The sequence below is a fragment of the Burkholderia sp. GW821-FHT14F03 genome (assembly GCF_058803765.1).
The window spans coordinates 82169-95014 of record NZ_JBXAPG010000014.1 but is presented as its reverse complement, the minus strand read 5'-3'; the positions used below and the strand labels follow the sequence as shown (position 1 = coordinate 95014).

Annotated in this window: 13 protein-coding genes; 8 read left to right on the top strand and 5 right to left on the bottom strand. The window is 69.2% G+C overall.

Translation table 11 applies throughout. The features are described 5' to 3' along the window. Positions 1–42: 42 nt before the first annotated feature. Positions 43–189, top strand: coding sequence for a hypothetical protein (locus tag AC1RQF_RS11925; RefSeq protein WP_273998000.1), 147 nt, complete (start codon positions 43–45; stop codon positions 187–189). Between the two features lie 332 nt (positions 190–521). On the opposite strand, the gene AC1RQF_RS11920 is transcribed toward AC1RQF_RS11925, so the two are convergent. After that, entirely contained in the window at positions 522–902 is a 381-nt protein-coding gene (locus tag AC1RQF_RS11920; protein ID WP_273998001.1) for a hypothetical protein, read from the bottom strand. A gap of 477 nt (positions 903–1379) precedes the next feature. Between AC1RQF_RS11920 and AC1RQF_RS11915 the strand changes: the two genes are divergently transcribed. Next, complete coding sequence (locus tag AC1RQF_RS11915; RefSeq protein ID WP_273998003.1) at positions 1380–1517, top strand: HHHH-motif protein; 138 nt, start codon at positions 1380–1382, stop codon at positions 1515–1517. A gap of 5 nt (positions 1518–1522) precedes the next feature. Here AC1RQF_RS11915 and AC1RQF_RS11910 read toward each other — a convergent pair whose 3' ends face one another. After that, entirely contained in the window at positions 1523–1852 is a 330-nt protein-coding gene (locus AC1RQF_RS11910) for a hypothetical protein (protein WP_492872117.1), read from the bottom strand. Further along, a complete protein-coding gene (locus tag AC1RQF_RS11905) occupies positions 1831–2853 on the bottom strand; it encodes a fatty acid desaturase (RefSeq protein ID WP_273998007.1) in 1023 nt (340 codons plus the stop codon). Before AC1RQF_RS11905 ends, AC1RQF_RS11910 begins: the two co-directional genes overlap by 22 nt. A gap of 800 nt (positions 2854–3653) precedes the next feature. Here AC1RQF_RS11905 and AC1RQF_RS11900 point away from each other — a divergent pair. From AC1RQF_RS11900 to AC1RQF_RS11875, 6 genes are all read left to right on the top strand, one after another. After that, positions 3654–4478 carry a phosphate/phosphite/phosphonate ABC transporter substrate-binding protein gene (locus AC1RQF_RS11900; RefSeq protein ID WP_273998008.1) on the top strand — a complete coding sequence of 275 codons (825 nt, stop codon included), beginning with the start codon at positions 3654–3656 and terminating at the stop codon, positions 4476–4478. 112 nt (positions 4479–4590) lie between these two features. Continuing rightward, positions 4591–5631, top strand: coding sequence for an ABC transporter permease (locus tag AC1RQF_RS11895; protein ID WP_492872115.1), 1041 nt, complete (start codon positions 4591–4593; stop codon positions 5629–5631). A gap of 116 nt (positions 5632–5747) precedes the next feature. Continuing rightward, positions 5748–6980, top strand: a complete 1233-nt coding sequence (locus tag AC1RQF_RS11890; protein ID WP_273998012.1) for an SfnB family sulfur acquisition oxidoreductase — start codon at positions 5748–5750, stop codon at positions 6978–6980. 4 nt (positions 6981–6984) lie between these two features. Next, positions 6985–8199 carry an SfnB family sulfur acquisition oxidoreductase gene (locus tag AC1RQF_RS11885; protein WP_492872114.1) on the top strand — a complete coding sequence of 405 codons (1215 nt, stop codon included), beginning with the start codon at positions 6985–6987 and terminating at the stop codon, positions 8197–8199. Between the two features lie 34 nt (positions 8200–8233). Beyond that, complete coding sequence (locus AC1RQF_RS11880; RefSeq protein WP_492872113.1) at positions 8234–9631, top strand: LLM class flavin-dependent oxidoreductase; 1398 nt, start codon at positions 8234–8236, stop codon at positions 9629–9631. Positions 9632–9682: 51 nt separating this feature from the next. Beyond that, on the top strand, positions 9683–10729 hold the full coding sequence (locus tag AC1RQF_RS11875; RefSeq protein WP_273998014.1) for a substrate-binding domain-containing protein: 1047 nt from the start codon (positions 9683–9685) through the stop codon (positions 10727–10729). A gap of 54 nt (positions 10730–10783) precedes the next feature. On the opposite strand, the gene AC1RQF_RS11870 is transcribed toward AC1RQF_RS11875, so the two are convergent. Together AC1RQF_RS11870 and AC1RQF_RS11865 are read right to left on the bottom strand one after the other, a co-directional pair. After that, positions 10784–12115, bottom strand: coding sequence for an ATP-binding protein (locus tag AC1RQF_RS11870; protein ID WP_492872112.1), 1332 nt, complete (start codon positions 12113–12115; stop codon positions 10784–10786). Next, on the bottom strand, positions 12116–12844 hold the full coding sequence (locus AC1RQF_RS11865; protein ID WP_273998018.1) for a response regulator: 729 nt from the start codon (positions 12842–12844) through the stop codon (positions 12116–12118). Between the last annotated feature and the right edge of the window lie 2 nt (positions 12845–12846).

Below are 12846 nucleotides of genomic sequence, written 5' to 3'. Positions count from 1 at the left end.
GGCGCCGACCGTCGGCGACGCGGTCCGCGCCGGCCGCCGCGCATGAGCACGCCGATGATGCGCGATCCGTTCGCCTTCGCGGCCCCCGACGTCGGCTGTGTTCCGCTCATGTGCGTGCGGGCCGATACGCAGGAAGCCGGCTTCCTGCGGTGTGAGGCGGAGGTAGGCGCACGGCCGGCGCAGCGCTGACCGGTTGTGGTGATTCACAACCGGCTGCACGAAACCGATGGCGAGCCGGCTGCTGCGACATCAGGTGGTCCTGCTGCCGGATACGGATTCCGTGGCCTCCGACGCGACATCGAGATCATGCTCGACACGTGCGAGGGCGCCTGAATCGTGGCGTTCGCGCGTTTCCGCGCAAGATCGGGATGTGGGGGGCTGTAGTCGGTGCGTGCCGGACGCCAAGGGCATGAGCAGTTCCGGCCCGTCGCTATCGCTGAACGATGCCCCTGTCAGCGGGGGAACTTCCAGGCGCCTCGCCGCATGCCTGCCGGTATGGCAGGCATGCGGCACAGGTTCAGTTACTCGACCCACCAGTGAGCGTTGGGATTCTTTTCAAAAGTGTGGCAATCCATGTATCCACGGTCGACAACTTCGTTTTTCAGGTTGAAGGCGACATAGAAATTTTGCGTTTTGGTCGAGGAGTTTGATTGACCGCCGGCTTCTCTTGGGCTCAGGAGATAATCGTAGCAAATCAGCGAATTATTTCTTATTTTGCTGACGCGAAGCGGCTTCTGCGCCGCCAAAACATCCCTCGTGGTCGGCACCGGGCCGCCACGTACCTGGACGGACGCCTTCTCGACAGGCTGACCTCCGAATACACGCATCGTCGAGATGCGATCGGATATGCCGAAGCATCCCGCCAGGGATGCCGCCAAAAGTATCGACAGAATTCGCTTCATTGACATTCAATAAGTTTGAGTTGCACGAATGTTATTGAATAATTTCAATGTGTTTGTTTTGATTTGTGTGCGTTTCGTGTTGTTGATCGTTTTATTTTCAGATCATCGATCAATGACAATTGTTCAGAATTTCGATTGGAACGATGTGTTCATGCCGGTCGATGAGGTGCAAGGCGCGGCGTTTCGAGAGTGGACGGCATTCTGGATTCCACAGTCCCGCTGCCCAAGGTCGACGCGTCCCCGGGAAAGCAAGCCGCTTCTCCGGGGCTTTATGAACGGACTGCTTACGTTTCGCTGTACGTCACCGCCGATACCGTCAGGCTTTCGTCAAGCATTGAGATTTTCCGCGCCTCGGAGACTGTGGCGACCATTAAGCATCGTTAAAACAGGCGTTGCGAGGTACACGCATCGCGCGGCCCGTGCGTTAACGAGACAGCAGCTGGATGGCAGGCTGCCCAACCTTCACGGAGAATTGTCATGATTCGCATCGCAAGAACGCTGGCCGCGACGATCGTCGCGCTTGTCGTGCTCACGCCGGCGCTCGCCGAAGCCCATTCGCACCGCGAGTGTCATGTCGACCATCATCACCATCGCAGCTGCCACTGGGTGAAATAAGGTCGTCACGCATGCGGGGACGGCAGCGTATCGATCGAATCGGCGCGATGTCGCGGCAAGAAGTCAGCCTGCGCCTGCTCGCGGTCGCGACCTGATCGACGGCTTGCCCCGCAACCGGGCCGCCCGTGCTTGGGCGCCGCCTCGTCGTTGAGGCATGCGGACCGCGCGGAAGCTTCGCGCGCGGTCCGCTGATTTTTCGTTTGGCGATCTGCCGCGCGATTCGCCGCACGAATCTCTCCGCCGTGCCCGCTCGCGTCCCGGACGTGACCGGGATGCGCCGTCGTTGCATCCCGCGCATCGACGCGGCGGATCATCAACTGCTGATCTGCAGACATTCGTCGACCGCGGCGACTTTCCCCCTCCCCATCGACAGCGGCACGCTGCCATGCCGCAGCGGATGCACCAGCGCGTCGGTCGGTCGCCACGCATGGCGGCGCAGCAGCTCCGCATAGCCGCCGCGGATCACGAATCCCCCGCATTTCACGGCATACGCATCGCGCCGCATCCGGTACGCCGCCGGCAGGTGGAACCACGGCAGGCGGGGCAGGTCGTGGTGCACGAGGTGGTAGTTGTTGTTCAGGAACAGCAGGCGCATCACGAAGCCGGCTTCGTTGATGGCGATGCGCGCTTTCGAATGCGGGGCGGCGCGGTGCTCGTACAGCGAACGGATCGCCGCGAGCGACAGCGCGGGCCACGTCACGGCCAGCAGGTAGTACCACCAGGGGATGCCGATCAGACGATGCACGCCCGCGAGCAGCGCGCTCACGCAGGCGGCATGCGCGAGCCACATCGGCACGGCGCGCAGATCGCCGCGCGCGATACGGCGGGCGGCCGCCGCGAGCATCGTGACGACGTCGAGCGGCGGCCCGACGACGAGCCGACCGACGAAGGTCTTGCGCGCGAGCCACAGCCGACGCTGCCAGCCCGGCAACGTCGCCCAGCGTTCGTGCGACAGGTAATTGCTTTCCGGATCGACGCCGGGCCGGGTCAGATCCTCGTCGCGATGGTGTTCGAGGTGCGAGTCGCGATACAGCGCGTACGGATACCAGATCGCGAGCGGCGGATAGCCGAGCAACTGGTTGAACCATGCGAAGCGGGTCGGGTGGCCATGCATCAGCTCGTGCTGCAACGACATGTGCCAGGCGCCCAGCACGATCAGCGGCGGCGTGGCGGCCGCGAGCGGCAGGCGGTGGGCGCGCACCAGCAGCAGGATGCCGATCCAGCCGCCGTAGATGACGGCGATCAGCAGCCAGGTGGGCCACTCGGTGCGCGCGGCGAGACGGGTGTCGAGCGCGCGGATCGCGTGCAGGTGATCGACGTCGAAGTATTCGGCCATGGTGCGAAGCGGGGCAGCCGGTCGCCATGCGCCGGCTGGAGGTGGGCGGGGATGTCGAGGAAGGCGATGTGCGGATGGGCCGCTAGCCGGGCGCGTCGGGTGTCGCGTCCGAGCAGGCGGGATCCGGCCTGCTCGGCGCGGTATCGATGGTCGTGCGCGGGCGGGAGAGCGAAGCGCCGCCGCGCGGATGGGCCGTCGGATCGCCTGCGCTTCGACGCGCATCGGGCCGGCGATCGAGGCGCGCGCCCCATGAATCGCACCCGGTCGAGCGCGGCGGCCAGACGGTGATCCAGCAGGGCGCGAGCGCCGTCGCCAGGGCCAGGGCCGCGGGCGACGCACAATCGGTCGGGCGAAGCGATCCGAGGGGGTTCATGGGCGACGGGTGTTCCAGTCCGATACATTGCAGTGCAGACGATCGCGACGGCTGGCGCGACGCGTCTGTTGGAACGGAAAATCTATCGAACCCTTCCCGGGCCGGCAAACAATCGATTCGCATTTGCTTATCTGCCCCGCGCGGCTTTTCGCCGGGGGCGGGAAACCAATGCTGAAATCATTGGTTGGCGCGCGCCTGCGCCGCGCCTATAGTCGGGCCTTCATCCGCGGTAGCGGATCGTCTCGTCTGCTTATTCCGATACGTCAATGAAAGGATCGCTGTTCGCCCCGACGAACGCCGCGCCGGACGCGGCTCATCCGCGAGACGCCGCCGGCGGCGCGGTGCGGTGCGGTGGCGCGCGGTCGACGGCTCGCGCGCCGCGCGCCGACCGCATACCCGGTTCCGCCGCGCGCCGGCGCACAGGCGCATGAGCCGCTGGGTCGCCGCGCTGCCGATGTACAACGTGAGCGCGCCGCTTGCCGCGCTGTGGCGCGCGTTGCTGGCCGATGCGCTCGACGCGTTCGCCCGCGCGGGCGGTCCCGCCGACGTTACCGTCCCGGACGAGCCCTTCGACGACCTGCGCTCGCTCTGGCGCCGTCCCGACCTGCTGCTGTCGCAAACCTGCGGCTATCCCTATCGAATGCTGGGGTTGGCCGACCACGTGCAGCCGATCGCGACGCCCATCTTCGCCGTCGACGGCTGCGTCGACGCGACCTATTCGAGCGTGCTCGTCGTCTCGGCGGCCGCGCATGAGGCGGGTGCGACCACGCTCGCCGCGTGCCGCGGCCTTCGCGCCGCATATAACGAAGACACCTCGCACAGCGGGATGAACGCCTTCCGGCACGCGGTCGCGCCGCACGCGCGCGGGGGCCGCTTCTTCGCGTCGGCGACGGCGCTGGGCTCGCATCTGAACGTGCTGCGCGCGCTGAGCGCGGGGCAGGCCGATTGCGCGTCGATCGACTGCGTGACCTGGGCCTATGCGCGCGATGCCGGGCTCGACGCGTTGCGCGACGTGCGCGTGATCGGCGCGACGGCGCGTGCGCCGGGCTTGCCGTTCGTCGCCTCGCGCGCGCTCGACGCGGCGTGGGCCGACGCCCTGCGCCGGGCGCTCGACGGCGCGCTGGCCGCCGATCCCGAGCGCGCCCGCGCGCTGAGGCTGCGCGGCTTCGACGCGCTCGGATGGAACGACTACGCGCCGATCGAACGCTTCGAACGCGAAGCGGCGGCGCAAGGTTATCCCGTGCTGGGTTGACGGGCGTGCGCCGGTTCTTGTCCGCTCGCGGCGCCACGCGCGCGTGACGGCCGCGTACGCGATTCGTACCGCACCATCCTGTCCACCGCTTGATTCCCGGGCCGCCGCTCGCATGAAACGTTCAGCTGCTTCCGCCGCCGCGCCCGATGCGCCGCCCCTCGACGTCCGGCCCGGCCTGCGCGCCCGGGCCGAGCGGCTCGGCATCGTGCTCGTGCTCGCCGCGCTGATCGTCGGCTTCGCGCTGCGCGAGCCCGCGTTCCTGCAGGTGGACAACCTGTTCAGCATCCTGCAGGCGGTATCGATCGTCGCGCTGCTCGGCATCGGCGTGACCATCACGCTCGCCGTCGGCGGTTTCGACCTGTCGGTCGGCAGCGTGGCCGCCTGCGCGCAGATGGCGGCGAGCTACGTGCTGGTGGTCTGGCACGGCAGCGCGGCGCTGGCGGTGGCCGCCTGCCTCGTGCTCGGCGTGGCCGCGGGCCTCTTCAACGGCGTCCTGATCGCGCGGCTGCGGGTGCCGGACCCGCTCGCGACGCTCGGCACGCTGTTCCTGCTGGCCGGCCTGCAATTGATTCCGACGGGCGGGCGCTCGCTGTCGACCGGCGCGGTGCTGCCCGACGGCACGGAGGCGACCGGCGTGTTCCCGGACGCCTTCCTCGCGCTTGGCCGCCTGCGGCTGTTCGACCTCGTGCCGCTGCCGGTGCTCGCGCTCGCCGCCGTGACGGTGGTCGCCTGCGTCGCGACGGAGGCGACCCGTTTCGGCCGCGTGCTGTATGCGATCGGCGGCAACGAGACGGCCGCGCGTCTCGCGGGCGCGCCGACCACGCGTTACCGGCTGATCGCGTACGCGGCCTCGGGCGCGCTCGCGGCGTTCGGCGGCGTGCTGATCGCCGCACGCGTCGGGCGCGGCGACGCGAGCGCGGGCCATGCGCTGCTGCTCGATGCCGTCGCGGCGTCGCTGATCGGCTATGCGGCCTGGGGCGCGAAGCGGCCGAACGTCGCGGGCACGGTGCTCGGCGCGGTCTTCGTCGGCGTGCTGCTGAACGGGCTGACGATGCTGAATGCGCCGTACTACATGCAGGATTTCATCAAGGGCCTGCTGCTCGTGTGCGCGCTCGCGTTCACGTTCGGCATCGGCGCGCGCCCGACGCGCTGACGGCGGGGCGCCGACGCGCAATTTCCAGGCGGGAATAAGGTTCGCACAATCCATCGGTTTGGCCTGCCGCGCGCGGTTGATAGATTGATCCTTTGTGCCAGCCACGGGAGAAAGGGATGCCTGCAACGCTCGAAGCGGCGCGCGCGCCGCATGCAGTGACGGAGGACGCGCGCGTGATCGGCAGCGACGCCGAGGCGCTCGCGGTCGCGCGCGACCTCGCCGCGCGCCTCGCGGCGGGCGCGATCGAGCGCGACCGCGAGCGCCGCCTGCCATACGTGGAAATCGACTGGTTCTCGCAAGCGGGGCTGTGGGGCATCACGGTGCCGAAGGCTCATGGCGGCGCGGGCGCATCGTACGCGACCCTCGTCGAGGTCGTGAAGATCATTTCGGCGGCCGACCCCTCGCTCGGGCAGCTGCCGCAGAATCACTTCGGCCTGGTCGACGTGATCGCGCTGACGGGCAGCGCGGCGCAGCAGCGCTTTTTCTTCGGCGAGATCCTGAAGGGCAAGCGTTTCGGCAACGGCTTCTCGGAGAAGGGCACCCGCAACGTGCTCGACCTGAAGACGACGGTGACGCGCGACGGCGACGATTACCGGGTCGACGGCGCGAAGTTCTACTCGACGGGCGCGCTGTTCGCGCACTACGTGCCGGTGCTCGGGCTCGATGCGGATCGCAAGGGCTGGCTCGCCTATATTCCGGCCGGCACGCCGGGCTTGAGCGTGATCGACGACTGGTCGGGCTTCGGCCAGCGCACCACGGCGAGCGGCACGGTGCGGCTCGACGCGGTGCGCGTGCCGGCGTCGCACGTGTTTCCCGCGCATCGCGTGTCGGACCTGCCGACCTTGAACGGGCCGATCTCGCAGATCATCCAGGCCGCCATCGACGCGGGCATCGCGCACGCCGCGCTGGACGATACGCTGCGCTTCGTGCGCGAGCGGTCGCGGCCGTGGATCGACAGCGGGGTCGAGCGCGCGAGCGACGATCCGCTCACGATCCGCGAGACCGGGCGCCTGTTCATCCAGCTGCACGCGGCCGACGCCCTGCTCGAACGCGCGGCGCGCACGCTCGATGCGATCGCCGCGCAGCCGGCGATCGACGAGGACGACGTCGCGCGCGCGTCGGTGGCGGTCGGCGAGGCGAAGGTGTTGACGACCGAGATCGCGCTGCTCGCGAGCGAGAAGCTGCTCGAACTGGCCGGCACCCAGGCGACGCTCGCGGAGCACGGCCTCGACCGGCACTGGCGCAACGCGCGCACGCATACGCTGCACGACCCGGTGCGCTGGAAGTATCACCTGGTCGGCAACTACTACCTGAACGGCGTGAAGCCCGCGCGTCACCCCTGGAACTGAATCGATGAATGCTTTTGTCCATGCGCCCGCCGCGGCGGGCGCGCACCGCATCGCATCGGATCAGGAGGCCCTCGACGCGGCGCGCGCCTTCGCCGATTCGATCGCGGACGGCGCGGCGGAGCGCGACCGGACGCGCCGCCTGCCGCACGACGAGCTGGACGCCTATTCCGCGACCGGCCTGTGGGGTATCGCGGTGCCGCGCGCATTCGGCGGCGCGGGCGTGTCGGCGGCCACGCTCGCGGAAGTGACGGCGCGCGTGTCGGCCGCCGATCCCGCGATTGGCCAGATTCCGCAGAATCATTTCTACATGCTCGAAGTGCTGCGCGTGAACGGCACGCCCGAGCAGCAGCGCTTCTATTTCGAACGCGCGCTGGCCGGCGAGCGTTTCGGCAACGCGCTGTCCGAGCGCGGCACGAAGACCGTGCGCGACTACCGCACGACGATCACGCCGGACGGTGAGGGCTTCCGCCTGAATGGGCAGAAGTTCTATTCGACGGGCGCGCTGTTCGCGCACTGGATTCCGGTGGTCGCGAAGGACGCGCACGATGCGCTGCATGTCGCGTTCGCCTCGGCGCGCGCCCCCGGGCTCACGGTCGAGGACGACTGGAGCGGCTTCGGCCAGCGCACCACGGGCAGCGGCACCACGCGGATCGACAACGTCTACGTGGATGCCTCGGCGGTCGTGCCGTACAGCGCGGCCTTCGATCAGAAGCCGACGCCCGTCGGTCCGCTCGGCCAGCTGCTGCACGCGGCCGTCGATCTCGGCATCGCGCGCGCGGCGTTCGCCGATGCGCGGCGCTTCGTGCGCGAGCGCTCGCGGCCGTGGATCGACAGCGGCGTCGAGCGCGCGAGCGACGACCCGCTCACGCTTGAGCTGTTCGGCAAGCTCGCGCTGGATCTCGACGCGGCGGATGCGCTCACGGAGCGCGCGGGCCGGCGGGTCGACGCGGCGATCGCCGACGCGACCGCGGACACGGTCGCGGCCGCGTCGATCGCAGTCGCCAAGGCGCGCGCGGCGACCACCGGGATCGCGCTGCAGGCGTCGTCGCGGCTGCTCGAACTCGCGGGCACGCAGGCCGTGCTCGCGGAGCACGCGCTCGACCGCCACTGGCGCAACGCGCGCACGCACACGCTGCACGATCCGGTGCGCTGGAAGTACGTCGCGATCGCCAACTACTACCTGAACGACGCCTTGCCGCCGCGTCACGGCGCGCTGTAGGCGCAGCGCGGCCGCCGCCGGGAGAACCCAGAAGATGACCCGTCCGATCCGTTTCAACGCCTTCGACATGAACTGCGTCGGGCACCAGTCGCCCGGCCTGTGGGTGCATCCGCGCGACCAGTCATGGCGCTACCGGCAGCTCGGCTATTGGACCGAGCTCGCGCAGCTGCTCGAGCGCGGCAGGTTCGACGGCCTGTTCATCGCCGACGTGCTCGGTATCTACGACGTCTACCAGGGCAGGGGCGAAGCGGCGCTCCGGCAGGGCGCGCAGGTGCCCGTCAACGATCCGATCCTGCTCGTCTCGGCGATGGCGGCGGTCACCCGGGATCTCGGCTTTGGCATCACCTGCTCGCTGTCGTACGAGCATCCGTATCCGTTCGCGCGGCGCATGTCCACGCTCGACCACCTGACCGACGGGCGGGTGGGCTGGAACGTCGTGACGTCCTATCTCGACAGCGCGGCGCGCAACCTCGGGCTGCCGAGCCAGGTCGACCATGACGCGCGCTACGCGCTCGCCGAGGAGTATCTGGACGTCTGCTACAAGCTGTGGGAAGGCTCGTGGGAGGACGACGCCGTGGTGCGCGATCCCGTGCGCCGCCAGTTCATCGAACCGTCGAAGGTGCATCCGATCGGCCATCACGGCGTGCATTTCGACGTGCCCGGCATCCATCTGTGCGAGCCGTCGCCGCAGCGCACGCCGGTGCTTTATCAGGCGGGCGCATCCCGGCGCGGCAAGGATTTCGCCGCCCAGCACGCGGAATGCATCTTCGTCGCCGCGCCGTCGCGCACGATCCTGAAGGCGTTCGTGGCCGACATCCGCGAGCGCGTGCGGCGCTTCGGCCGCGATCCGCACGACGTGCTGATCTTCAACCTGCACACGCTGATCACCGCGCCCACCTCGACCGAGGCGCACGCGAAGCACGCCGACTATCGCCGCTACGCGAGCGACGAGGGCGCGCTCGCGCTGATGTCGGGCTGGACCGGGATCGACCTGTCGAAGTACGCGCTCGACGAGCCGCTGCGGCATGTCGACAGCAATGCGATCCAGTCGGCCGTCGAGGCGCTGTCGAGCGCCGATCCGACCCGCACCTGGACGGTGCGCGAGATCGCGCGCTGGGGCGGCATCGGCGGGCTGGGCCCGGTGTCGGTCGGCGATCCGCGCGAGATCGCCGACGATCTCCAGTCGTGGGTCGACGAAACCGGCGTCGACGGGTTCAACCTCGCGTATGCGGTGACGCCCGAGACCTTCGTCGACGTGGTCGAGCTCGTCGTGCCGGAGTTGCAGCGGCGCGGCGTCTACCAGACCGAATACGCGCCGGGCACGCTGCGCGAGAAGCTGCACGGTGCGGGCGCGCGGCTCGCCGCGACCCATCCGGGCGCGCGCCGCCGCGTGCACGGCGAGCCCGCGGCGCGCGTCGACGCGCGCGGCTGACGCCGCGCCGCGCATCCGCGGACCGTTCTCTTCGACCAGGAAGGAGTTGCCATGAATTCGCCGGCACGAGTCGGGCGTCGCATCGCGGTCGCGGTCGCCGGATTCGCGTGCGCCGCCGCGCTCGCGGGACCGCTGAAGGAAGCGCCGCCGCCGTTCGACAAGGGCGGCGTGAAGATCGCGCTCGTCAATTATCTGTCGACCGGCGATTTCTTCCAGGCCTACGCGGCGGGCGCGCAGCGCCAGGCGAAGGCGCTCGGCGTCGACCTGCGCGTCTACGAGGGCCGCCAGGACGCCGCCGAGCAGCGCGAGCAGATCCAGCAGGCGATCAGCCTCGGGGTCGCGGCGATCATCGTCAACCACGGCCTGCCGGAAGCGCTGAAGGACGTCGTGCAGCGCGCGCTCGACAAGGGCGTCAAGGTGGTGGCGTTCGACGTCGACCTCGACAATCCGCGCGTGCCGCAGATCGAGCAGAGCGACCGCGATCTCGCGACGCTCGTGCTCGATCAGGCGGTGAAGGACAACGGGCCGGCGTTCGACGCGGGTTATGTGTATGTCGCGGGGTTCGCGCCGCTCGATCGCCGCGACGCGGTGTGGCGCGCCTTCAAGGCGGCGCGGCCGGGCATCCGCGAGCAGGCGCGCTGGGGCACGGTCGACAATCCGATCGCGCAGTCGGTCGCGAATCAGGCCGCCGCCGTGTATCGCGCCCATCCGGAGATCCGGGTCGTGTTCGCGCCGTACGACGAATTCGCGCGCGGAGCGCTGCTGGCCGCGAACGAGGCGAAGCTCGGCGGCAAGCTGCGGATCTACAGCGCGGACATCTCGACCGCCGACATCGCCGCGATCCGCGCGCCCGACAGCGCCTGGGTCGCGACGGCGGCGACCAATCCGGCCGTGGTGGGCGCGGTGTCGGTGCGGGCGGCGGCGCTGCTCCTGGCCGGACAGGACCCCGGCGCGCGCATCGTCGTGAAGCCGAGCCTGATCACGCGCGACGACCTGATTCGCCACGACATCCGCACGGTGGCCGAGCTGGGCGCGAGATTTCCCGCGTTCCGCGCGAGCGCCGCCGCGCGGGCCCGCTGGATTCCCGACGCGGATTGACGCGCGGCGCGGCGCGGGAGGGCGGCTCGCGCAGGGCGCGCGGGCCGCGCGCCCTCAGCCCGCGTAGCTGCCCACGCGTCCGTCGGGCTCGGCCGACAGTTCCTTCGCCGGCAGCGTCATGACGAAGCGCGCGCCGCCGAGCGGGGTTTCCTCCAGGCGCACCTCGCCGCCGTGCACGAGCGCGACGCGGCGCACGATCGTGAGCCCCAGGCCATAGCCGCCGGTCTGCCGGTCGCGGCTCGAATCGAGCCGCTGGAACGGCTCGAACACGCGTTCGCGGTCGACGGGCGGAATGCCCGGGCCGTCGTCCTCGACCGTCAGCACGAGCGCGCCCGCGTCGCCGAGCATGGCTTTCACCGTGATGGTGGTCGCGGCGTAGCGCGAGCTGTTGCGGATCAGGTTCAGCAGCGCGCGGGCGACCAGCTTCGGATCGCAGATGTGGCGCGCGGGCGCGCCGAGCGTCGACACCACGAGCGTGAGGTTCAGGTCGGCGACGTCGTCCGCGACGCTCGCGGCGACGCTGTCGATCAGTTCGCTGACCATCACCTGCATCGGCACGAGATGCGCCTCGCCCTGCTCCAGGCGGCCGATCGTCAGCAGCTCGGTGACCAGCTCGTCGAGTTCGCGCACGTCGCGGCGCAGCGCTTCCTGACGCTCGCGCAGGCGCACCGTCTCGTCGGACGAGGACAGCAGCGCCAGCCCGAATTCCAGCCGCGCGAGCGGTGTCTTCAGCTCGTGCGAGATCCCGTGCATCATGTCGCGCTGCTGCTGGATCGAGGCTTCGATCCGCTGCGCCATGTCGTTGAACTGCTGCGACAGCTCGTAGATGTTGGATTTCTTCGGCAGATTCACGCGGGTCGACAGCTTGCCGGAGCCGAACGAGCGCGCGGCCGCCTGCAGCTTGTCGAGATCGCGCCAGTGATAGCTGGCCCAGAACACGACGGCGATCAGCAGCATGAACGCGATCGTCGAGTAGGCGTAGATACGGAGGTCGAGGTCGCCGGGCGAGGTCGGATGCGCGTGCACGACGTAGCCGTCGGGTAGCGGCATGTAGTAATCCTTGGCGTCGTAGCTGATGACGATTTCGCCGTGGAGCAGGTCGCGCCACTGCACGTCGCTCATCAGCGGCTTCACGGCATCGAGGCTGGTCAGGCTGAAGCCGTCGCTGCCGTGCTCGTTCAGCGCATCGAGCGCGGCGGTGCGCGCTTCGCCCGGATGGCGCTCCAGGTAGTCGGACAGCACGAACTTGTAGGTGTGCAGCGACGCGCGCTCGCTCTCCGCGAAGCGTTCATAGAACACGCGCTTGAACGAGTTGTTGACGAAGAAGACGCCGGCGGTGGCGAAGACGAGCAGCACGAGATACAGCTTGATGAGCGAGCGGAACATTCATTCGTCCCAGGCGGAAGGGCTGAACAGGTAACCGCGACCCCAGATGGTCTTGATCTTGTGCGGCTCCGACGATGCATCCTCGAAGCGCCGCCGCAGCTTGGAGATGCCCGAGTCGACCGAGCGGTCGATGCCGTCGAATTCGATGCCGCGCAGCTGCTTGAGGATATCGTCGCGGCTCAGCACGGTGCCGGCCGAGCGGGCGAGGATCAGCAGCAGGTTGAATTCGGTGGTCTTGAGGTCGACCGGTTCGCCGCGCCAGGTCACGGTGCGGTTCGGCGGCGAAATCACCAGTTCGCCGAACACCAGGCCCTCGGCCCCGACGGGCGGCGCCTCGGCGGGCGCGGGCGGCTGGATCCGGCGCAGCAGCGCGCGGGCGCGCGCAACCAGCACGCGCGGCTCGATCGGCTTCGTCACGTAGTCGTCCGCACCCGTCTCCAGGCCCGCGACCTGATCGTAGACGTCCGCGCGCGCGGTCAGGATCAGCACCGGCACATTCGAGAAGCCGCGGATCCGGCGGCAGACCTCCATGCCGTCGAGGTTCGGCAGCATCAGGTCGAGAATCACGAGCGCGGGCTGGTGCTCGCGCACCGCCGCGACCGCGAGGTCGCCGCGCCGCACGACGGTCACGGCGAATTCATAGCTGTCGAGATATTCGCGGATCAACTGCGCGAGACGATCGTCGTCTTCGATGAGCAACACACGGTATTTGAGCGGAACTTCGTTCATGG

Coding starts and splice junctions, on each gene's coding strand:
- AC1RQF_RS11925 (WP_273998000.1), top strand. CDS start 43: ATGAGCACGCCGATGATGCGCGATCCGTTCGCCTTCGCGGCCCCCGAC.
- AC1RQF_RS11920 (WP_273998001.1), bottom strand. CDS start 902: ATGAAGCGAATTCTGTCGATACTTTTGGCGGCATCCCTGGCGGGATGC.
- AC1RQF_RS11915 (WP_273998003.1), top strand. CDS start 1,380: ATGATTCGCATCGCAAGAACGCTGGCCGCGACGATCGTCGCGCTTGTC.
- AC1RQF_RS11910 (WP_492872117.1), bottom strand. CDS start 1,852: ATGTCTGCAGATCAGCAGTTGATGATCCGCCGCGTCGATGCGCGGGAT.
- AC1RQF_RS11905 (WP_273998007.1), bottom strand. CDS start 2,853: ATGGCCGAATACTTCGACGTCGATCACCTGCACGCGATCCGCGCGCTC.
- AC1RQF_RS11900 (WP_273998008.1), top strand. CDS start 3,654: ATGAGCCGCTGGGTCGCCGCGCTGCCGATGTACAACGTGAGCGCGCCG.
- AC1RQF_RS11895 (WP_492872115.1), top strand. CDS start 4,591: ATGAAACGTTCAGCTGCTTCCGCCGCCGCGCCCGATGCGCCGCCCCTC.
- AC1RQF_RS11890 (WP_273998012.1), top strand. CDS start 5,748: ATGCCTGCAACGCTCGAAGCGGCGCGCGCGCCGCATGCAGTGACGGAG.
- AC1RQF_RS11885 (WP_492872114.1), top strand. CDS start 6,985: ATGAATGCTTTTGTCCATGCGCCCGCCGCGGCGGGCGCGCACCGCATC.
- AC1RQF_RS11880 (WP_492872113.1), top strand. CDS start 8,234: ATGACCCGTCCGATCCGTTTCAACGCCTTCGACATGAACTGCGTCGGG.
- AC1RQF_RS11875 (WP_273998014.1), top strand. CDS start 9,683: ATGAATTCGCCGGCACGAGTCGGGCGTCGCATCGCGGTCGCGGTCGCC.
- AC1RQF_RS11870 (WP_492872112.1), bottom strand. CDS start 12,115: ATGTTCCGCTCGCTCATCAAGCTGTATCTCGTGCTGCTCGTCTTCGCC.
- AC1RQF_RS11865 (WP_273998018.1), bottom strand. CDS start 12,844: ATGAACGAAGTTCCGCTCAAATACCGTGTGTTGCTCATCGAAGACGAC.